Here is a 21,042-nt window from a genome sequence, read left to right as displayed (position 1 = left end):
CATGACCAAGACCGCGCGCGGCAATTTCTTCGAGGACTTCACCCTGGGCCAGGAGATCGTCCACGCGACACCGCGGACGGTGACCGAGGGCGATGTCGCGCTCTACACGGCGCTCTACGGGTCGCGTTTCGCGGTCAATTGCTCCGATCCGTTCGCCATGGATCTGGGGCTGGCCGCCGCGCCGCTGGACGATTTCCTGACGTTCCATTTCGTCTTTGGCAAGACGGTACCCGACATCTCGCTCAACGCGGTGGCCAATCTGGGCTATGCGGACGGCCGTTTCCTGCGCCCCGTGTACCCGGGCGACACGCTGACGGCGGTCTCGCAGGTGATCGGCCTGCGCGAGCTGTCAAACGGCAAGGCGGGCGTGGTCTATGTCCGCTCCACGGGCACCAACCAGGCCGACGAGGTCGTGCTGGACTACGTGCGCTGGGTGATGGTCAACAAGGGCGACGTCAACGCGCCGGCTCCGGCGGAAACCATTCCCGAGCTGCCCGCCGCCGTCGCGGCGCGCGATCTGGTGGTGCCTGAGGAGCTGGACTTCTCGGCCTATGACACGGTCCTGTCGGGCTCCGCTCATCTGTGGAACGACTATTCGGTGGGCGAGAAGATCGACCATGTGGACGGCATCACCATGGAGGAAGCCGAGCACATGCTCGCGACGCGCCTGTACCAGAACACGGCGCGGGTCCACTTCAACCAGGTGATGCAGGCCGAAAGCCGCTTCGGCAAGCGGCTGATCTATGGCGGCCACATCATTTCGCTGGCCCGCGCCATCAGCTTCAACGGGCTGGGCAACGCTTCTTTCATCGCCGCGCTGAATGGCGGCCGTCACGTGGCGCCCAGCTTTGCCGGCGACACGATCTTCGCGTGGTCGGAAGTGCTCGACAAGGCCGAGATCCCCGGCCGGCCGGACATCGGCGCGCTGCGCATTCGCACCGTGGGCGTCAAGAACCAGCCCGCCACGGATTTTCCCGACAAGGGCGCTGACGGCAAGGATCACGCGGCCGTCGTGCTGGATCTGGATTACTGGGTGCTGATGCCGCGCGGCTGACGCATCGAGGCGCACCGATTCCAAACGAAGGCCCGCTCGCGGGCCTTCTTCATGTCAGCAGGCCGCTACAGCCACCAGCCGTAGCCGCGCTGCCGCAGAATGGCGAGGCCGAAGCGTTCGTCGCGTTCGGCTACGGGGATGCCGCCCAGCCATTCGTAGAAGCCGACGGACGGATTCTCGGTCAGCACCCAGGTCAGCAGATTGCGGTGACCATCCTTGGCCAGCAGCGCGCAGGACTGCCGGAAAAGGGCATGGCCGATGCCCTCGCTCTGCCAGTCTTCCAGGACATAGAGGGTATACATCTCGGCGGTGAACGGAACGCCAGGCGACCGGTTGCGGCCGCTGGTGGCGAAGCCGACGATCTGGCGCCCGCTTTCCGCCACGAGCACCAGCCGTTCCGCGTCACGGCTGAGCGTCTGCCGCCACAGGGCAAGGCGCCGCGCATAGGTCTGCGCCGACAGGACCCGTGCCGGCAGGATGCCGCGATAGGTGTCGCGCCACGTCTCCACGTGCACCTGCGCGATACCTTCGGCATCGGCGGCGTTGCCGGGGCGGATCGAAATGCCGGACTGGGTGATCACGGACGGGGTTCCTCCAGTCTGCAACGATAGCCCCAATCGCTCAAAACGCAATCGAGTCGCAACAAGAAGCCCTTTAATGCTCCATGCATAGCCGTTATGCGCTGACCAGCACGAATGAACGGAGTATAAGCGACAGAACATCGGAGTATGGCGTTGACCTGACTAGTCTCACGACTAATATGGCGCGCCAATCTTACCGGGGACTGTCAACGGGGGAGCCGTCATGGCGCAGGTTAAACGCCCTGTCTCACCGCATCTACAGGTCTATCGCTGGACCGTTACAATGGCGAGCTCGATCCTGCACCGCGCCACGGGCGTGGGGCTGGCGGCGGGCGCCGTTTGGCTCGCTTGGTGGCTGATCGCCGCCGCGACCAGCTATGAAGCCTTCGAATGCGTCCAGGCGTTCAGCGCCAGCATCGTCGGCATGATCCTGCTGCTCGGTGTGACGTGGGCCTTGATGTTCCACCTTCTCAACGGCATCCGCCACCTGGTGTGGGACGTGGGCCACGGCTTCGACGTCGCGACCGCCACCCGTTCGGGCTGGGCGGTGGTGATCGGGTCCGTGGTGCTGACCGTTCTGGCCTGGGGCATCGGCCTCACCATGACGGGAGGCTACTGATGAGCCTGCGTTCACCACTCGGCAAGGTCCGCGGCCTCGGTTCGGCCAAGGAAGGCACGCATCATTTCTGGGTGCAGCGCGTCAGCGCCGTCGCCCTGGTGCCGCTGACCCTCTATCTGGTTGCGTCGCTGGTCTGCCTGACGGGCGCGGGCCGGGACGATGTGCTGGACTGGCTGTCGCGCCCGTTCCCGGCCATCATGATGCTGCTGCTGATCATCGCCGGCTTCTATCACCTGAAGCTGGGCTTGCAGGTCATCATCGAGGACTACGTGCATGGCGAGGGCAGCAAGCTGATCGTCAACATGCTCAATACGTTCGGTTGTTTCGCGGCGGGCGCCGTCGCGGCGTTCGCCGTACTCAAGATCGCGTTTGGAGGCTGACCGCATGAGCCAGGCTTACCCGCTCATCGACCATCAATATGACGTCGTCGTCGTCGGCGCTGGCGGCTCCGGTCTGCGCGCCACCATGGGCATGGCCGAACAGGGGCTGCGCACCGCCTGCCTGACCAAGGTGTTCCCGACCCGCTCGCACACCGTCGCGGCGCAGGGCGGCATCGCCGCCTCGCTCGGCAACATGGGCGAGGACAACTGGCGCTGGCACATGTACGACACCGTCAAGGGCTCCGACTGGCTCGGCGACCAGGACGCGATCGAGTACATGGTCCGCGAAGCGCCTGCCGCCGTGATCGAGCTGGAACATTTCGGTGTCCCGTTCTCGCGCACCGAGGAAGGCAAGATCTACCAGCGTGCCTTCGGCGGCATGACCACCAATTTCGGCCAGGGCCCGGCGGCGCAGCGCACCTGCGCGGCGGCCGACCGTACTGGCCACGCCATGCTGCACACGCTGTACCAGCAGTCGCTGAAGCATGACGCGCAGTTCTTCATCGAGTTCTTCGCCCTCGACCTGATCATGGACGACGGCGTGTGCCGCGGCGTGATCGCGCTCGACATGGCGACGGGCCAGTTGCATCGCTTCCGCGCCCACATGGTCGTGCTCGCGACCGGCGGGTATGGCCGCGCCTATTTCTCGGCCACGTCGGCGCATACCTGCACCGGCGATGGCGGCGGCATGGCGCTGCGCGCCGGACTGCCGCTGCAGGACATGGAATTCGTCCAGTTCCACCCGACCGGCATCTATGGCTCGGGCTGCCTGATCACCGAAGGCGCGCGCGGCGAGGGCGGCTATCTCGTCAACTCCGAAGGCGAGCGCTTCATGGAGCGTTATGCGCCCTCGGCTCGCGATCTGGCGTCGCGCGACGTGGTCAGCCGGTCCATGACCGTGGAAATCCGCGAAGGCCGCGGCGTCGGTCCGCACAAGGATCACATCTATCTGCACCTGGATCACCTGGACCCGGCGGTTCTGCACGAACGCCTGCCCGGCATCTCGGAATCGGCCCGCATCTTCTCGGGCGTCGACGTGACCAAGGAGCCGATCCCGGTGCTGCCGACGGTCCACTACAACATGGGCGGCCTGCAGACCAACTATCATGGCGAAGTGCTGACCCTGAAGAACGGCGAGCCGGATACGGTCGTGCCGGGTCTGATGGCGGTCGGCGAGGCGGCCTGCGTGTCGGTGCACGGCGCCAACCGTCTCGGCTCCAACTCGCTGATCGATCTCGTGGTGTTCGGCCGCGCCGCTGGTCACCGCGCGGGCCAGATCATCAAGGCGGGCGCGCCGCACAAGGATCTGGGCAAGGACGCCGGCGCCAATGCCATCGCCCTGCTGGATCACTACCGCTATGCCAAGGGCGGCACGCCGACGGCGCAGATCCGCAACAACATGCAGCGCACCATGCAGAACAACTGCGCGGTGTTCCGCACCGGTGAAGTGCTCCAGGAAGGCAAGGTCCTCATCAAGCAGGTGTGGGACCAGATGGCCGACATCCGCGTCACCGACCGCTCGCTGGTGTGGAACAGCGATCTTATCGAGAGCATCGAGCTCGACAATCTGATCCGCCAGGCCATGGTCACCATGTATTCGGCCGAAAACCGCAAGGAAAGCCGCGGCGCTCACGCCCGCGAGGATTTCCCGGACCGGGACGACGCCACCTGGATGAAACACACCCTCGCCTGGCTCGACGATGACGGTAACGTCAGCATCGATTACCGGCCGGTGCACACCTATACGCTCACCGACGAGGCGAGCTACATCGAACCCAAGGCCCGCGTTTACTAAGGCTCAGGATAAGGATCGCTCGGGATGGTCGAATTTTCCCTGCCGAAGAACTCCAAGGTCGGCAAAGGCAAGACCTACAAGGCGCCGGAAGGTGCCACGCGGGTGCGCAAGTTCAACGTCTATCGCTGGAATCCGGACGATGGCCAGAACCCGCGCATGGATACCTACGAGGTGGACCTGGACACGTGCGGTCCTATGGTTCTCGACGCGCTGATCAAGATCAAGAACGAGATGGACTCGACCTTGACCTTCCGCCGCTCGTGCCGTGAAGGCGTCTGCGGCTCGTGTGCCATGAACATCGACGGCAAGAACGGCCTCGCCTGCACCATGGGCATGGACGAGGTGAAGGGCGACGTGTCCATCACCCCGCTGCCGCACATGGAAGTGGTGAAGGACCTGGTGCCGGACCTGACCAACTTCTATGCCCAGTACGCTTCCATCGAGCCGTGGATGAAGACCGAAAGCCCGGCGCCGGCGCGCGAGCGGCTGCAGAGCGAGGAAGACCGGCGCAAGCTGGACGGCCTCTACGAGTGCATCCTGTGCGCCTGCTGCTCCACCTCGTGCCCGTCCTACTGGTGGAACCAGGACCGTTACCTCGGGCCGGCCGTGCTGCTCCAGGCTTATCGCTGGATCGCCGACAGCCGTGACGAGCACACCGGCGAGCGCCTCGACAACCTCGAGGACCCGTTCCGCCTCTATCGCTGCCACACCATCATGAACTGCGCCCATGCCTGCCCGAAGGGCCTCAATCCGGCCAAGGCGATCGCGGAAATCAAGAAGCTGATGGTCGAACGTCGGGTCTGACCCGCGTCATGACCGGTTGCGCGGCCCTTGCCGCGCCTGTAGATAGCGAACGGCGGTCACGGTTGGACCGCCGTTTTCTTTTGCGGACTCCATGAAGCCCCAAGTTCCCGCGACCCTGAAATTCTCCAGCCCGCTCAATGGCTACCGTGCGCTCGTCGCCGACGGGACGCTGACCCATGATGACGCGCAGGAACTGGCGGCGGAAAAGCTGGAGGTCCTGCACAGCCGGCTCAGGACCTATCAGCCGGGCAAGAATGGCGGCTGGCGCAGCCTGTTCCGCCGCGAACGGCAGGAGTCGCCGCAAGGCCTGTACATCTATGGCGGGGTGGGGCGCGGCAAGTCCATGCTGATGGACCTGTTCTTCGCCTCGACCGCGTTCGCGCCCAAGCGCCGGGTCCATTTCCACGCCTTCATGCTGGAAGTTCACGAGCGGGTGCATCGCTGGCGCAAGCTGTCGGCGGCGGAGCGCCGGGCGGAGGGATTCGAGGCCGACGACCCGATCGCTCCGGTGGCGGCCAGTATTGCGCGTGAAGCAATGCTGCTCTGCTTCGACGAGTTCCAGGTCACCGACGTGGCCGACGCCATGATCCTTGGCCGTCTGTTCCGGGCGCTGCTCGATCTGGGGGTGGTCATTGTCATCACCTCCAACCGGGCGCCCGCCGACCTGTATGAAGGGGGGCTCAACCGGCAGCTCTTCCTGCCGTCCATCGACATGCTCAAGACAGAATTCGACGTGCTGCATCTCGCCTCGCCAACCGATTACCGGATGGAGCGAATCCGCGATATGCCGGTCTACCACGTGCCGCTCGGCCCGCAGTCGGAACGGGAACTGGACGAAAGCTTCACCGCGCTGACGGACCTGCCGAGGGGCGAGCCGGTCATCCTGCAGGTGATGCAGGGACGCGCGCTGCCGGTGACCGAGGCGGCCAAGGGCGTGGCCCGCTTCACCTTTTCGGAACTGTGCGCCCGGCCGCTCGGCGCGGCCGACTATCTGGCCATCGCCGCTGCGTTCCACACGGTCATCCTGGCGGGCATTCCCCGGATGGGGCCGGAAAAACGGAACGAGGCGAAACGTTTCGTCACGCTCATCGACGCGCTGTACGACAACCGGGTCAAGCTGGTCTGCTCGGCGGCCACGCGGCCCGACGAACTGTACCCGGCGGGCGACGGAAGCTTTGAATTCGAGCGGACGGTGTCGCGTCTGCTCGAGATGCAGAGCCATGATTACTTCGAATTCGCGCCGACCCGCTACAACACTACAGACCTGTCTATATAATAGACAGTAAAGTCCAATTCTCGCTCTTGCGGGCGGTCAAAATTCGCGTTAAACCCGAGGCCCATCCGAACCGAACCAACAACCGGAGACCTTCATGGCTCGCAAGAAGATTGCGCTGATCGGCGGTGGCCAGATCGGCGGCACGCTCGCCCACCTGATCGCGCTGAAGGAACTGGGCGACGTCGTCGTCTTCGATATCGCCGAAGGCCTGCCCCAGGGCAAGGCGCTCGATCTGTCGCAGTCCGCGCCGGTCGACAATTTCGACGCGAAGCTCTCCGGCACGCAGGATTACAAGGACATCGAGGGCGCCGACGTGGTGATCGTCACCGCCGGCGTGCCGCGCAAGCCCGGCATGAGCCGCGATGACCTGCTCGGCATCAACCTGAAGGTCATGCGGGCCGTGGGCGAGGGCATCGGCAAGTATGCCCCGAACGCGTTCGTGGTCTGCGTCACCAACCCGCTCGATGCGATGGTCTGGGCGCTGCGCCAGTTCTCGGGCCTGCCGCACAACATGGTCGTCGGCATGGCCGGCGTGCTGGACTCGGCGCGCTTCAGCCACTTCCTGGCGGACGAGTTCAACGTCTCGGTGCAGGACGTCACCACCTTCGTGCTCGGCGGCCACGGCGACACCATGGTGCCGCTGGTCCGCTACTCCACGGTGGCCGGCATTCCGGTTCCGGACCTGATCAAGATGGGCTGGAGCAGCCAGGAGAAGATCGACCAGATCGTCCAGCGCACCCGTGACGGCGGCGCCGAGATCGTCGGCCTGCTCAAGACCGGCTCGGCCTTCTACGCGCCCGCCACCTCGGCCGTCGCCATGGCCGAAAGCTTCCTGAAGGACAAGAAGCGCCTGCTGCCCTGCGCGGCGCACCTGACCGGCCAGTACGGCGTCGACGACCTGTATGTCGGCGTGCCCGTGATCATCGGCGCCGGCGGTGTCGAGCGCGTGGTGGAAATCTCGCTGGAAGGCGAGGAGAAGGCCGGCTTCGACAAGTCCGTGGACTCGGTCAAGGGCCTGGTCGAAGCCTGCAAGAAAATCGACACCGGTCTCGCCTGATCGCGGTTGTCAGTCATTCGCACGGTGATATAAGCACCGCGGGGTCCGCGAACCGGGACCGCGAGGAAACGCAAAGAGCATCAGCATGAATATCCACGAATACCAGGCGAAAGCCCTCCTCAAGGAATTCGGCGTACCGGTCTTGGCCGGCGGCGTCGCCTACACGCCGGAAGAAGCCGAGGCGAAAGCCAAGGAACTGGGCGGCCCGGTCTGGGTCGTGAAGGCGCAGATCCACGCTGGCGGCCGCGGCAAGGGCGGCGGCGTGAAGGTGGTCAAGTCGACCGATGCCGTGCGCGAGACCGCGCAGCAGATGATCGGCATGACCCTGGTCACCCACCAGACCGGCCCAAAGGGCAAGGAAGTCAAGCGCGTCTACATCGAGGACGGCTGTGACATCCGCCGCGAGCTGTACCTGGCGCTGCTGGTCGATCGCGGCACGTCGCGCGTCGCCATCATGGCCTCGACCGAAGGCGGCATGGACATCGAAGAGGTGGCCGCGCACACGCCCGAGAAGATCAAGACGATCTACATCGATCCGGTCACCGGCCTGCAGGGTTTCCACACCCGCCAGATCGCGTTCGGCCTCGGCCTCACCGGCAAGCAGGTGGGCGAAGCCGGCAAGCTGATCCAGTCGCTGTACCGTGCGTTCATCGAACTCGACGCCTCGATGCTCGAGATCAATCCGCTGGTCGTCACCGGCGCGGACACGATCATCCCGCTCGACGCCAAGATGAACTTCGATTCCAACGCCCTGTTCCGCCACAAGAACGTGGTGGCGCTGCGCGATCCCGACGAAGAGGATCCGATGGAGCTGGAAGCCGCCAAGCACGAGCTGAACTACATCAAGCTCGACGGCAGCATCGGCTGCATGGTCAATGGCGCCGGTCTGGCCATGGCGACCATGGACATCATCAAGCTCTATGGCGAAGCGCCCGCCAACTTCCTCGACGTGGGCGGCGGCGCGACCAAGGAGCGCGTGACCGAAGCGTTCAAGATCATCCTGTCCGATCCGAACGTGGAAGCCATCCTGGTCAACATCTTCGGCGGCATCATGCGCTGCGACATCATTGCCGAGGGCATCGTGTCGGCGGCCAAGGAAGTCAGCCTCGACGTGCCGCTGGTCGTTCGCCTCGCGGGCACCAACGTGGACCTGGGCAAGCAGATCCTGGCCGAATCGGGCCTCGCCATCACCTCGGCCGACGATCTGGCCGACGCGGCCGCCAAGGTCGCCAAAGCCGTTCGTGAGGAGCAGTAATCATGGCCGTTCTGGTCGACAGCAATACCAAGGTCATCTGCCAGGGCTTCACCGGCTCGCAAGGCACCTTCCATTCGGAACAGGCGATCGCCTACGGTACCAAGATGGTCGGCGGCGTCACCCCCGGCAAGGGCGGCACGCTGCACCTTGACCTGCCCGTCTTCGACACGGTCGCCGACGCGGTCGAGAAGACCGGCGCCGACGCCTCGGTCATCTACGTCCCGCCGCCCTTCGCGGCCGACGCCATCCTGGAAGCCATCGACGCCGGCATCCGCCTCGCGGTGTGCATCACCGAAGGCATCCCGGTGCTGGACATGGTGAAGGTGAAGCGCGCGCTGCAGAACAGCGGCACCCGCCTGATCGGCCCGAACTGCCCGGGCGTCATCACGCCGAACCAGTGCAAGATCGGCATCATGCCGGGCCATATCCACAAGCCGGGTTCGGTGGGCGTTGTTTCCCGTTCGGGCACGCTTACCTATGAAGCGGTGGCGCAGACCACGGCGGTCGGCCTGGGCCAGAGCACCTGCGTCGGTATCGGCGGTGATCCGGTCAACGGCACCAACTTCATCGACGTGCTGGAGCTGTTCCTGAAGGACGACGCCACCGAGTCGATCATCATGATCGGCGAGATCGGCGGCTCGGCCGAGGAAGAGGCGGCGGAATTCCTGAAGTCGTCGAAGATCAAGAAGCCGGTGGTGGGTTTCATCGCCGGTCGTACCGCTCCTCCGGGCCGCCGCATGGGTCATGCCGGCGCGATCATTTCCGGCGGTCAGGGCGGCGCGGAAGACAAGATCGAGGCCATGCGGTCGGCGGGAATCCGGGTGTCCGAATCCCCGGCCGCGCTGGGCACGACCTTGATGGAGCTTTTGAGGGGCTGATCCGGAGGGGATGCCGGCGGCCTGATAACGTGAAGGGGCGCCGGCTGAAATCCGGCGCCGGACCAGGAGCATGGATCTAAATCCCGAACTGTCGGCTATTCTGAACGGGGCCAACGCGCCCTTTCTTGAAACCCTCTATCATCGCTATGAACGCGACCCCGGGTCCGTGGATCCGGAATGGCGCGCTTGGTTCGACAGCCTGTCGACCGGCGCCGCCACGTCCGTGAAGCGCGATGACGGCCCATCCTGGCAGCGGTCCGACTGGCCGCCGCCCGCCAATGGCGACATGACGGCGGCGCTCGATCCGGGCGCGCCGTCTCCCGCCAAAGCCGCGCCCAAGGGCCAGCCGGTCGGCCAGAAGGAAGTCCGCGCGGCGACGATCGATTCCCTGCGGGCGTTGATGCTGATTCGCGCCTACCGCGTGCGCGGGCATCTGCACGCCAAGCTGGACCCTCTCGGTCTCGCGGTGTCGCCCGATCATCCGGAGCTGGACCCGGAATCCTATGGCTTCAAGGAAGCCGACCTCGACCGTCCGATCTATCTCGACAACGTGCTGGGCCTGGAGATGGCCACCCTGCGCGAGATCGTTGAACTGCTCGAGCGCACCTATTGCGGCACCATCGGCGTCGAATACATGCACATCTCCGAGCCCGAGGAGAAGGCCTGGATCCAGGAGCGCATGGAAGGACGTGACAAATACGTATCCTTCACCGACATGGGCAAGCAGGCGATCCTGCAGAAGGTGATCGAGGCCGAATCCTTCGAGCAGTTCCTGAACGTCAAGTACACGGGTACCAAACGCTTCGGCCTTGATGGCGGCGAGGCGACGATTCCGGCGCTCGAGGCGATCATCAAGCGGGCCGGGGCACTGGGCGTGAAGGAAATCGCCATCGGCATGCCGCACCGCGGCCGCCTCAACGTGCTCGCCAACGTGATGCAGAAGCCGTACCGGGCGATCTTCAACGAGTTCCGCGGCGGCTCGTCCACGCCGGACGAGGTCGAAGGCTCGGGCGACGTGAAATACCATCTGGGCAGCTCGGCCGACCGCGAGTTCGACGGCAACACCGTGCATCTGTCCCTGTCGGCCAACCCGTCCCATCTGGAGGCCGTCGATCCGGTCGTCATGGGCAAGGTCCGCGCCAAGCAGGACCAGCGCGGCGATACCTCGCGCAGCGAGGTGATGGGCCTGCTGCTGCACGGTGACGCGGCGTTCGCCGGTCAGGGCCTCGTGCCCGAATGCCTCGGCCTCAGCCAACTGAAGGGCTACCGCACGGGCGGCACGATCCACTTCATCGTGAACAACCAGATCGGCTTCACCACCTCGCCGATGTATTCGCGCTCGTCGCCCTATCCGTCGGACATCGCCAAGGGCATCCAGGCGCCGATTTTTCACGTGAATGGCGACGATCCGGAAGCGGTCGTGCACGTCTCCAAGATCGCCACCGAGTTCCGGCAGCGGTTCAAGAAGGACGTGGTCATCGACATGTTCTGCTACCGCCGGTTCGGTCACAACGAAACCGACGAGCCCATGTTCACCCAGCCGCTGATGTACCAGCGGATCAAGTCCCAGCAGTCGGTGACGCAGATCTACGCGCGCCGCCTCGCCGAGGAAGGACTGGTCGACGACGAGGAAGCCAAGCGCATGCGCGACGAGTTCCGCGCCATGCTGGAAATGGAGTTCGAGGTCGCCGAATCGTTCAAGCCGAACAAGGCCGACTGGCTGGAAGGCCGCTGGGCCGGGCTGAAGCGGGCGCGCGGCACCGTGCGGCGCGGCCGCACCGCCGAGGACGTGAACACGCTGCGCCGGCTGATCGAGACGCTGACCACGGCGCCGCCCGGCTTTACCGTCCATCGCACGCTGCAGCGCCAGCTCGACCGCAAGCGCGAGACCCTGGAAAGCGGCACCGGCATCGACTGGGCCACCGCGGAGGCGCTGGCGTTCGGCTCGCTGCTCGACGAGGGCTTCGGCGTCCGCCTGTCGGGCCAGGATTCGGGCCGGGGCACCTTCTCGCAGCGTCACGCGGTCTTCACCGACCAGGTGACCGGCGAGCGCTACACGCCGCTCGACACGCTCAAGGAAGACAGCAAGTTCGAGGTCATCGATTCCATGCTGTCCGAGGCGGCGGTGATGGGCTTCGAGTACGGCTACACGCTGGCCGAGCCCAATACGCTCGTGCTGTGGGAAGCCCAGTTCGGCGACTTCGCCAATGGCGCGCAGGTCATCATCGACCAGTTCCTCGCCGCCGGCGAGCTGAAGTGGCTGCGCATGAGCGGGCTGGTCCTGCTGCTGCCGCACGGTTTCGAAGGTCAGGGGCCGGAGCATTCCTCGGCCCGTCTGGAGCGCTATCTGCAGATGTCGGCGGAAGACAACTGGCAGGTGGCGAACTGCACGACGCCGGCCAACTATTTCCACATCCTGCGCCGGCAGATGCACCGCGAGTTCCGCAAGCCGCTGATCCTGATGACGCCCAAGAGCCTGCTTCGGCACAAGCTCTGCGTCTCCCACCTCAGCGACATGGCGCGCGGCACGTCGTTCCACCGGATCATGTGGGACCATGCCCAGACCGAAAAGACAGGCTTCATCAAGCTGAAGCCCGATGACGAGATCAGCCGCGTCGTCATCTGCTCGGGCAAGGTCTACTACGACCTGCTCGAGGAGCGGGACGCCAAGGGCCTGAACGACGTCTATCTGCTGCGCGTCGAGCAGCTCTATCCGTTCCCCGGCGATTCGCTGGCGGAAGAGATCGAGCGCTTCCCGCGCGCCAAGATCGTCTGGTGCCAGGAAGAACCCCAGAACATGGGCGCCTGGACCTTCGTCGAGCCCTTCATCGAGAAGACGCTGGAGGATCTGGACCATTTCGTGAAGCGGCCCGTGTATGTGGGGAGGCCGGCGGCCGCGTCTCCGGCGACTGGCTTGCTCGCGCGCCATCAGGCGCAGCAGGCCAAGCTCGTCCATGACGCTTTGTTGGGTTAACAAGAAAGGACCGGCCGAATGTCCACGGATATCGTCGTACCGACGCTGGGCGAATCGATCACCGAGGCCACTGTCGCCAAGTGGTACAAGAAACCTGGCGATGCCGTCGCGCAGGACGAGCCGCTGGTCGAGCTCGAGACCGACAAGGTCGCCGTCGAGGTCAACGCCCCGGCGGCCGGCGTGCTGGGCGAGATCCAGGTCGCGGAAGGCGATACGGTCCAGGTTGGCGCCGTGATCGGCTCCATCGGCGCCAGCGAGGGCAAGCCCGCCGCCAAGGCCGAGGCCAAACCCGAGAGCAAGCCCGCGCCGAAGGCCGAGGCCAAGCCGGCCCCGGCGGCCAAGGCGCCCGCCGAGCCCGCGCCGTCGGCCATGCCCGAGCCGCCCGCGGAGGAGCACGACCCGGAAATGCGCGCGCGCGAGGCCGTGTCCATGGCGCCCGCCGCCGCCCGCCTCGTCGAGGAATCCAAGCTCGACCCGAACGCCATCGAGGGCACGGGCCGCGGCGGCCGGATCACCAAGGGCGACGTGCTCAAGGCGCTGGAGACTCCGAAAGCCGCGCCCGCCGCCCAGGCGCCCGCGGCCCAGCCCGCCAAGCCCGCCGCGCCGCCGCGCGAGCCGGGGGAGCGCGAGGAACGGGTGCAGATGAGCCGCCTGCGGCGCACCATCGCCGCGCGGCTGAAGGAAGCCCAGAACACGGCGGCCATGCTGACCACGTTCAACGAACTGGACATGACCGCGCTGATCCAGGTGCGCAACCAGTACCGCGACCTGTTCGAGAAGAAGCACGGCGTGCGCCTGGGCTTCATGTCGTTCTTCGCCAAGGCCTGCGTCATGGCGCTGAAGGAAATCCCGTCGGTCAATGCCGAGGTGGATGGTGACAGCATCATCTACAAGAACCACTATGACGTGGGCGTGGCGGTGTCGGCGCCTCAGGGACTGGTCGTGCCGGTCATCCGCGACGTGGACGAGAAGAGCCTGGCGGGTATCGAAAAGGCCATTGGCGAGGCCGCCGTGAAGGCGCGGGACGGCAAACTCGCGCTGGCAGACCTGCAAGGCGGCACCTTCACGATCTCCAATGGCGGCGTATTTGGGTCCCTGATGTCGACGCCGATCCTGAACCCGCCCCAGTCCGGCATCCTGGGCATGCACAAGGTCCAGGACCGGCCCGTGGTGGTCGATGGCCAGATCGTGGTGCGTCCCATGATGTACCTTGCCCTGTCCTACGATCACCGTATTGTCGATGGACGCGAGGCGGTCACCTTCCTGGTCCGCGTCAAGGAATGTCTCGAAGACCCGCACCGCCTGCTGCTGGATCTCTAGCGGCCAGATGCGGACACAGATAAAACGAGGGAAAACATGAGCGAATATGATGTGGTGGTAATCGGCGGCGGCCCCGGCGGTTATGTGGCGGCGATCCGCGCGGCCCAGAACGGTCTGAAGGTGGCCTGTATCGAAGGCCGCGGCACGCTGGGCGGCACCTGCCTCAATGTCGGCTGCATTCCCTCCAAGGCGCTGCTCCATGCCTCGGAAACCTTCGACGCGGCCAGCCACACCCATGCCAAGGTCGGCGTCAAGGTCGGCGCGGTCGAACTCGATCTGCCCGCGATGATGGCCTACAAGGACGAGACCGTGAAGGGCCTGACCCGCGGCATCGAAGGCCTCTTCAAGAAGAACAAGATCGACTATCTGAAGGGCTGGGGCAGCTTCAAGGACAAGACCACGGTCGAGGTGAAGGGCGAGGACGGCTCTGCCTCCACGGTGACGGCCAAGAACATCATCATCGCCACCGGTTCCGAACCCGCGTCCATTCCGGGCGTGACGATCGATGAAAAGCGCGTGGTGTCGTCCACCGGCGCGATCGCCCTGCCGGAAGTGCCCAAGCACCTGGTGGTGATCGGCGGCGGCGTCATCGGCCTCGAACTGGGCTCGGTCTGGGCCCGTCTCGGCGCCAAGATCACCGTGGTCGAGTTCCTCGACCGCATCGTGCCCGGCGTCGACAACGAGGTCGCCAAGGAATTCGACAAGATCCTGCGCAAGCAGGGCATGACCATCAAGACCGGCACCAAGGTGACCAAGGTCGAGCCATCGGGCGATGGCCTGAAGGTCAGCATCGAGGCGGCCAAGGGCGGCGATGCCGAGGTGCTTGAGGCGGACTACGTGCTCGTCTCCGTCGGCCGGAAGGCCTACACGGCCAATCTGGGCCTGGACAAGGCGGGCGTGACGGTGACCGACCGCGGCCTGGTGAAGACCGACGACCACTGGCGCACCAATGTTTCCGGCATCTATGCCATCGGCGACGTGACCGCCGGCCCGATGCTGGCCCACAAGGCCGAGGAAGAGGGCGTCGCCGTCGCCGACACCATCGCCGGCAAGGTCGGCCATGTGAACTACAACGCCATTCCGGGCGTGATCTACACGGCGCCGGAAGTGGCCTGGGTCGGCAAGACCGAAGAGGAACTGAAAAGCGCCAGCGCCGACTACAAGGCCGGCAAGTTCCCCTTCATGGCCAATGCCAAGGCCAAGGTTGGCTTGCATCCGGAAGGCTTCATCAAGATCCTGTCGGACGCCAAGACCGACCGCGTCCTGGGCGTTCACATCGTCGGCCCCGATGCCGGCAATCTGATCGCCGAAGCCGTGCTGGCCATGGAATTCGATGCCTCCGCCGAGGACATCGCCATGACCTGCCACGCGCACCCGACCCTGTCGGAAACCATGAAGGAAGCCGCCCTCGCCGTCGCCGGCAAGGCCATCCACTTCTAGGCATCACGGTCATCCCCGCGCAGGCGGGAGAACGTCGAAGGGCACCGCCAGCGCGGTGCCCTTTGTTTTTGGGTGCCTGCATGGCTCGTCACGGTGAGAGGGGCGCGGTATCGTTGCGTCACGACCTGTGCCGATAATCAGCGGGGCAAAGGCGATGATCGTGGGGATCAGAAGGCTTTTGGCGTGGGGTCTTTTTGTCACCGGCCTGGTTTTGGCAATGGCGTTCGGTGCCCTCGGGCTTATCGCCTGGGCGGATGCTGCGTACGTCGGTCCGGATGGCAGCCAGTATAGTGACGCCTACGACGTGATGTGGCTGAGCGGAATCGCCGTGGTGACCGGTATAGTTGTTTGTGTCGTTGCGCTGCGAAGGGCTTTGCCTTCACACTCACGATTGGATGGTCGATAGATGAGTTGCGGACAGGCAGTTTCGTAAGCTGTCGCCGAAATTGAGCGAACTTTCCGGTTGCTCGTAGCCTGCTACCCCGCCACTACCTCGAACGGAAATTCCTCATACGCATAGTCGATGGTCAGTTCCTCGCCGGCGGCGATGTCGCGGGCGGCGTGGAGGCGGATGCACAGATTTTCCTTGTCCAGGTCGAAGCGGCAATTGGGCGCGGGGCTGTGGTTGCAGAAGGAAATCTCGCCGAACGCCACCGCGTACTGTGTGGTCTCGGCGTCAGGCGTCCAGTCGAAGACGTAGTGGCGCAGCAGGCCCTGGTCGGTCAGCGGCGTTTCCTCGGGCGGCAGCACCAGCACGCTGGCGGAGGTGATGAGCGCGCCCTCGGCGATGGGAGCGTCCGCGAACAGGCCGCGGCCGCCGAGCGGCGACGGGCCGATGGACAGCGGGGCCAGGCGTGTCAGCACGTGGGTCACGGCGTGTCCCGGCCCGCGCGCGGGTGTGCGGCGTCGTAGATGGACAGCAGCCGGGCGGTGTCCACCTCGGTGTAGTGCTGTGTCGTCGACAGCGAGGCGTGGCCGAGCAGTTCCTGGATGGTGCGCAAATCGCCGCCGCTGGCCAGCAGGTGGGTGGCGAAGGAATGGCGCAGCGCGTGGGGCGTCGCCGAATCGGGCAGGCCCAGCGCGCCGCGCAGCACGCGGATGCGCTGCTGCACGATGCCGGGATTGAGCTGCTTGCCGCGCACGCCGATGAAAAGCGGGCCATCCGGCGCCAGCACATGGGGACAGGCGGCCAGATAGGCGCGGATGGCGTCGCGCACGGCGGGCAGCACCGGCACCAGCCGCTGCTTGCCGCCCTTGCCGCGCACCACCATGGACTCGCCTTCGGGCGCATCCCGCCGAAGCAGGGTCAGCGCCTCGGAAATGCGCAGGCCGCAGCCATAGAGCAGGGTGACGATGGCGGTGTCGCGGTCGGCGACCCATGGCTCCTCGCTCAGCGCGCCGATCTCGTCCACCACGGCGAGCGCGCCGCCGACGGACAGGGGACGCGGCACGGAATGGGGCACTTTCGGCGTGGAGACGGCCTGCACCGCCGCGTTGGTCAGGACGTCGGTGCGGCCGAGGAAGCGGTAGAAGCCGCGCACCGCCGACAGGGCGCGGGCGGTGGACCGGGACGACAGGCCCTTGCGCCGCCGCGCCGACAGCCAGGCGCGCAGCTCGGGCACGCCCAGTCCGGCCAGCGTGTCCTTGCCGACCGGGCCGCCCTGATGGCCCTGCAGGAAGGCGAAGAAATCCTGCAGGTCGCGCAGGTACGAGGTCAGGGTATTGACGGCGAGCCGCCGTTCCGAGGTCAGGTTGCGGGCCCAGTCACGGGCCAGCGGCGCGGCGGTGTCGTCCGCCGCGAGCGAGGCGAGCAGGCGTTCGATCAGCTCTCCGGCCGCGACCAACGGGCCGTTTCCCTGGCGTCCGGCGCGGGCAGCAATTGCCGCAGGCGCACGGTCAGCACATCGGCGAGGAAGCGGACGAGCTGGGTCGCGTGACCCGGCTCGAAGGTCGCCGGGTCGCGGTCGCCCAGCGCCAGCACGCCGAAGATGTTGTCGCCGAGCTCCAGCTTCACCATGGCTTGGGACTGGATCAGGCTGGTGGCGGGACCGAAGAACTCCTCCGAATCGGGCCGCACCGGCGACAGCGCCACGGTCTGGCCCGGCGCGAACTGGGCCTCCAGCAGCATGGCGGGCAGCAGCAGGACCGACTCGAGCTTGCGCTCCGGCCAGACGCAGCGGTGATCGAGGCACAACAGCGCCACGTCCACGTGCACATGGTCGTGCAGCTCGCGATTGATGAACCAGACCAGATCGTCGAAGGTCGCGGCCCTGATCAGCGCCAGCGCGGCTTCGTGGACCTGATGCTGGCTGGCCAGATTGCTGCGCGAGGTGTCGACCAGCGCGTCACGGTCGGCGGTGCGGGCGCTCAGCGCCTCGCGCAGACGCTCGATCAGATGGCGGTGGAAGTCGACGACCCGAGGGCCCTTGTCGCCTTCAGCCGGCAGCAGTTCGGCGAGCACGTCCGGGTGCTTCTCCAGCCAGGCGAGGACGCTTTCCCGTGTCAGTTTCGCGGCCATGCGTCAGCCGATCTTCTGGCCGGTCTTCGCCCAGTCGGCGAGGAACGCCTGCAGACCGGCATCGGTCAACGGGTGCTTGACCAGCTGGCGCAGGGTGGACGGCGGAATGGTGCAGACGTCGGCGCCGATCAGCGCGGCCTTCAGCACATGGACCGGATTGCGAATGCTGGCGACCAGGATCTCGGTCGTGAACGAATCGTAGTTGTCGTAGATCTGGCGGATGTCCTGGATCAGCTGCATGCCGTCCTGGGAAATGTCGTCGAGGCGGCCGACGAAGGGCGAGATGAAGGTCGCGCCGGCCTTGGCGGCCATCAGCGCCTGGACGGCCGAGAAGCACAGGGTGACGTTCACCATGGTGCCGTTGCCCGTCAGGTGGCGGCAGGCCTTCAGGCCGTCGATGGTCAGCGGCACCTTGACGGTGATGTTGTCGGCGATCCGGGCGAGTTTCTCGCCTTCCTCGATCATGCCCTTGGCGTCGGTGGCGGTCACTTCCGCGCTGACCGGACCATCGACCACGTCGCAGATATCCTTCAGAATCTCGGTAAAGTCGCGGCCCGCCTTGGCCACCAGCGTGGGATTGGTGGTGACGCCGTCCAGCAGGCCGCTTTCGGCCAGGTCGCGGATCTCGGCGATGTCGGCGGTGTCGACGAAGAACTTCATGAAGGGTATTCCTCGGTTCCGTTGTGAAGGCCCCGCGGGGCCAGTTCCATGAGAGGCGCCGGACACTGCCAAGACCGCATGCCATCGACATCGATCCATCGGCTCCCGACGCGTCCTCCGGCGGGCAGGCGACCGTGCGCGTGCTGCTGCCGTTGGCGCTTGACCTAGCATATGACTACCGGACTCCGCCAGAGGCGGTGTTGCCGCCCGGGCAGTTCGTCGAGGTGCCGCTGGGCACCAAGCGCCGAATCGGCGTGGTCTGGGACCCGGCGCCGCAGGAGGCGGCGGTCGATGAGGCCAAGCTGCGCAATGTGGCGCGGGTGCTGGATCTGCCGCGCCTGCCGGACAGCACGCGCCGCTTCATCGACTGGGTCGCCCGCTACACCATGGCGCCGCTGGGCTCGGTGCTGCGCATGGCCATCGCCACGCCCTCGCTGTTCCAGCCGTCGCGCCCGGTCATCACCTATGCCTGGAGCGGAAGGGAGCCCGAGCGGCAGACGGCGGCGCGGGCGCGGGTCATCGATGTGCTGCGCGACGGGCCGCCGCGCGGCGCCGCCGATCTGGCGGAGGCCGCGGCGGTCAGCGACGGCGTGGTGCGCGGGCTCGCCGAGCAAGGCGTGCTGGAGGCCATCGAGAACGATCCGGACGCCGGGTTCCTGGAGCCGCCGCCCGATCCGGACACGCCCGGCCCGGTCCTGTCAGCGGACCAGCGCGAGGCCGCCGGCCGGCTCTCTGGCAAGATCGGCGATGGATTCGCGGCCCTGGTCCTCGAGGGCGTGACCGGCTCCGGCAAGACGGAGGTCTATTTCGAGGCGATCGCGACCGCGCTGCGCTCGGCGTCCGGGGCGCAGGTGCTGGTGCTGGTGCCCGAGATCGCGCTGACCAACCAGCTGCTCGACCGATTCGAGGCGCGGTTCGGCGCGCGCCCCATGTCCTGGCATTCGGAGCTGACCGGCCGGGCCCGCCGCGCCGCCTGGATCGGCGCCGCGACCGGCGGCGCGCGCGTCGTCGTCGGCGCCCGCTCGGCCCTGTTCCTGCCGTTTCGTGATCTGGCGTTGATCGTGGTCGATGAAGAACACGACCCGGCCTACAAGCAGGAAGAGCAGGTCATCTATCATGCGCGCGACATGGCGGTGGTGCGGGCCTCGCTGTCGGCCTGTCCCATCATCCTGGTATCGGCGACACCCTCGCTCGAGACCATGGTGAACTGCTGGAGCGGCAAGTACGAACGGGTGATGCTGCCGCAGCGCCATGGCGGGGCGAGCCTGCCGGCGATCGAGGCCGTCGACATGCGGCGCCAGTCCACGCCGCGCGGCCGCTGGATCTCGCCGCGCCTGGAAGAAGCGCTGCGCGCCAATGTGGAGGCGGGCGAGCAGTCGCTGCTGTTCCTCAACCGGCGCGGCTACGCTCCGGCGGCGATCTGCCGCGCCTGCGGCAACCGGGTCCAGCGCGACAATTGCTCGGCGCCGCTGGTGGTTCACCGCTACGGCAACAGGCTGCAGTGCCATCACTGCGACTTCACCATGCCCATGCCGAAGAAGTGCCCGAAATGCGGGGCCGAGGACACCATCATTCCCTATGGCCCGGGCGTGGAGCGGCTGGGCGAGGAGGTCGAGGCGCTGTTTCCGGGGCTGCGTGTCGCGGTCATGGCCAGCGACACGGTGCGATCGGCGCGGGAGGCGCAGGACTTCATCGAGCGGATCGAGAAGCATCAGCTGGATATCGTCATCGGCACCCAGCTGGTCACCAAGGGGCACCATTTTCCCATGCTGACCCTGGTCGGCATCGTCGACGCGGATCTGGGACTGTCGGGCGGCGACCTGCGGGCGGGCGAGCGGACCTATCAGCAGCTCTGGCAGGTGGCCGGCCGCGCGGGCCGGGCGGAGCGTCCGGGGCGGGTGCTGGTGCAGACCTACATGCCCGAGCATCCGGTGATGCAGGCGCTGATCGGCGGCGACGGGCCTGCCTTCTACCGCAACGAGGCCGCCGAGCGGGAGGAGGCGGGCTGGCCGCCCTATGGCCGCCTTGCCGCGCTGATTCTCTCGGGCGTGGACGAGGGCGAGGTGCTGGCCCATGCCCGCGCGCTGGCGGCGCGGGCGCCGCGCGGGCCCGACATCAGCGTGCTCGGCCCGGCGCCGGCGCCCTATGCGCGGCTCCGCGGGCGCTTCCGCCACCGCTTCCTGGTGCGCGCCAAACGCGGCGTGGACATCCAGGGGCTGGTGCGCGGCTGGCTGGCGCAAGTGCCGGAACGGCGCAGCGTCCGCACCGCCATCGACATCGATCCGCACAGCTTTCTGTGAACGCTGGTCAGCTTCCGAAAAATGCCGGTTGGGGTTGGTTGCATGGTGAATACCGCTGTGTTAACACTCCCGCCGTCTCGCTGCTCCCCCGGGAAGCGCGAGCGCGCCATAGCTTGAGGAAACACGCCGGT

At 66.3% G+C, this 21,042-nt stretch carries 18 protein-coding genes; 13 read left to right on the top strand and 5 right to left on the bottom strand.

All coding sequences use genetic code 11. From position 1 onward, the window contains the following. The first annotated feature begins 1 nt into the window (after position 1). A complete protein-coding gene (locus WJU17_RS10235) occupies positions 2–1,054 on the top strand; it encodes a MaoC family dehydratase (protein WP_346327224.1) in 1,053 nt (350 codons plus the stop codon). 65 nt (positions 1,055–1,119) lie between these two features. On the opposite strand, the gene WJU17_RS10230 is transcribed toward WJU17_RS10235, so the two are convergent. Beyond that, the gene (locus WJU17_RS10230) at positions 1,120–1,635 is read right to left on the bottom strand and encodes a GNAT family N-acetyltransferase (protein WP_346327223.1); all 516 of its coding nucleotides are present in this window, start codon (positions 1,633–1,635) and stop codon (positions 1,120–1,122) included. Between the two features lie 223 nt (positions 1,636–1,858). Between WJU17_RS10230 and sdhC the strand changes: the two genes are divergently transcribed. The 11 genes from sdhC (at position 1,859) to lpdA (ending at position 15,433) form a co-directional block, all read left to right on the top strand. Further along, positions 1,859–2,254: a succinate dehydrogenase, cytochrome b556 subunit gene (gene sdhC, locus WJU17_RS10225; protein ID WP_346327222.1), complete on the top strand. Its 396-nt coding sequence runs from the start codon at positions 1,859–1,861 to the stop codon at positions 2,252–2,254. Continuing rightward, complete coding sequence (gene sdhD / locus WJU17_RS10220) at positions 2,254–2,634, top strand: succinate dehydrogenase, hydrophobic membrane anchor protein (protein WP_346327221.1); 381 nt, start codon at positions 2,254–2,256, stop codon at positions 2,632–2,634. The genes sdhC and sdhD overlap by 1 nt, the downstream gene beginning before the upstream one ends. A gap of 4 nt (positions 2,635–2,638) precedes the next feature. Further along, positions 2,639–4,429, top strand: coding sequence for a succinate dehydrogenase flavoprotein subunit (sdhA, locus tag WJU17_RS10215; protein WP_346327220.1), 1,791 nt, complete (start codon positions 2,639–2,641; stop codon positions 4,427–4,429). 24 nt (positions 4,430–4,453) lie between these two features. Next, positions 4,454–5,233 carry a succinate dehydrogenase iron-sulfur subunit gene (locus WJU17_RS10210; RefSeq protein WP_346327219.1) on the top strand — a complete coding sequence of 260 codons (780 nt, stop codon included), beginning with the start codon at positions 4,454–4,456 and terminating at the stop codon, positions 5,231–5,233. A gap of 91 nt (positions 5,234–5,324) precedes the next feature. Then, positions 5,325–6,509, top strand: a complete 1,185-nt coding sequence (zapE, locus tag WJU17_RS10205; RefSeq protein WP_346327218.1) for a cell division protein ZapE — start codon at positions 5,325–5,327, stop codon at positions 6,507–6,509. A gap of 94 nt (positions 6,510–6,603) precedes the next feature. After that, positions 6,604–7,566: a malate dehydrogenase gene (mdh, locus tag WJU17_RS10200; protein WP_346327217.1), complete on the top strand. Its 963-nt coding sequence runs from the start codon at positions 6,604–6,606 to the stop codon at positions 7,564–7,566. A gap of 85 nt (positions 7,567–7,651) precedes the next feature. Then, positions 7,652–8,821, top strand: a complete 1,170-nt coding sequence (gene sucC, locus WJU17_RS10195; protein WP_346327216.1) for an ADP-forming succinate--CoA ligase subunit beta — start codon at positions 7,652–7,654, stop codon at positions 8,819–8,821. A 2-nt stretch (positions 8,822–8,823) separates the two neighbouring features. Next, entirely contained in the window at positions 8,824–9,699 is an 876-nt protein-coding gene (gene sucD, locus WJU17_RS10190; protein ID WP_346327215.1) for a succinate--CoA ligase subunit alpha, read from the top strand. A gap of 70 nt (positions 9,700–9,769) precedes the next feature. Next, a complete protein-coding gene (locus tag WJU17_RS10185) occupies positions 9,770–12,673 on the top strand; it encodes a 2-oxoglutarate dehydrogenase E1 component (RefSeq protein WP_346327214.1) in 2,904 nt (967 codons plus the stop codon). 18 nt (positions 12,674–12,691) lie between these two features. Next, complete coding sequence (gene odhB / locus WJU17_RS10180) at positions 12,692–13,993, top strand: 2-oxoglutarate dehydrogenase complex dihydrolipoyllysine-residue succinyltransferase (RefSeq protein ID WP_346327213.1); 1,302 nt, start codon at positions 12,692–12,694, stop codon at positions 13,991–13,993. 36 nt (positions 13,994–14,029) lie between these two features. Continuing rightward, the gene (gene lpdA / locus WJU17_RS10175; protein WP_346327212.1) at positions 14,030–15,433 is read left to right on the top strand and encodes a dihydrolipoyl dehydrogenase; all 1,404 of its coding nucleotides are present in this window, start codon (positions 14,030–14,032) and stop codon (positions 15,431–15,433) included. A gap of 477 nt (positions 15,434–15,910) precedes the next feature. Here the strand turns inward: lpdA and WJU17_RS10170 are convergent, their stop codons facing one another. From WJU17_RS10170 to fsa, 4 genes are read right to left on the bottom strand one after another with little or no spacing between them, the layout of a single operon-like run. Continuing rightward, positions 15,911–16,306: an SET domain-containing protein-lysine N-methyltransferase gene (locus tag WJU17_RS10170; RefSeq protein ID WP_346327211.1), complete on the bottom strand. Its 396-nt coding sequence runs from the start codon at positions 16,304–16,306 to the stop codon at positions 15,911–15,913. After that, on the bottom strand, positions 16,303–17,277 hold the full coding sequence (locus tag WJU17_RS10165; RefSeq protein ID WP_346327210.1) for a tyrosine recombinase XerC: 975 nt from the start codon (positions 17,275–17,277) through the stop codon (positions 16,303–16,305). The genes WJU17_RS10170 and WJU17_RS10165 overlap by 4 nt, the downstream gene beginning before the upstream one ends. Further along, positions 17,256–17,951 carry a DUF484 family protein gene (locus WJU17_RS10160; RefSeq protein ID WP_346327209.1) on the bottom strand — a complete coding sequence of 232 codons (696 nt, stop codon included), beginning with the start codon at positions 17,949–17,951 and terminating at the stop codon, positions 17,256–17,258. The genes WJU17_RS10165 and WJU17_RS10160 overlap by 22 nt, the downstream gene beginning before the upstream one ends. Before the next feature lie 3 nt (positions 17,952–17,954). After that, the gene (gene fsa / locus WJU17_RS10155) at positions 17,955–18,611 is read right to left on the bottom strand and encodes a fructose-6-phosphate aldolase (RefSeq protein ID WP_346327208.1); all 657 of its coding nucleotides are present in this window, start codon (positions 18,609–18,611) and stop codon (positions 17,955–17,957) included. A 134-nt stretch (positions 18,612–18,745) separates the two neighbouring features. Here fsa and WJU17_RS10150 point away from each other — a divergent pair, with 134 nt between their 5' ends. Then, complete coding sequence (locus WJU17_RS10150; protein ID WP_346327207.1) at positions 18,746–20,911, top strand: primosomal protein N'; 2,166 nt, start codon at positions 18,746–18,748, stop codon at positions 20,909–20,911. Positions 20,912–21,042 lie beyond the last annotated feature (131 nt).

The sequence above is a fragment of the Iodidimonas sp. SYSU 1G8 genome (assembly GCF_039655775.1).
Lineage (GTDB): Bacteria > Pseudomonadota > Alphaproteobacteria > SMXS01 > SMXS01 > RI-34.
This window is presented reverse-complemented; position numbering and strand designations above follow the sequence as displayed.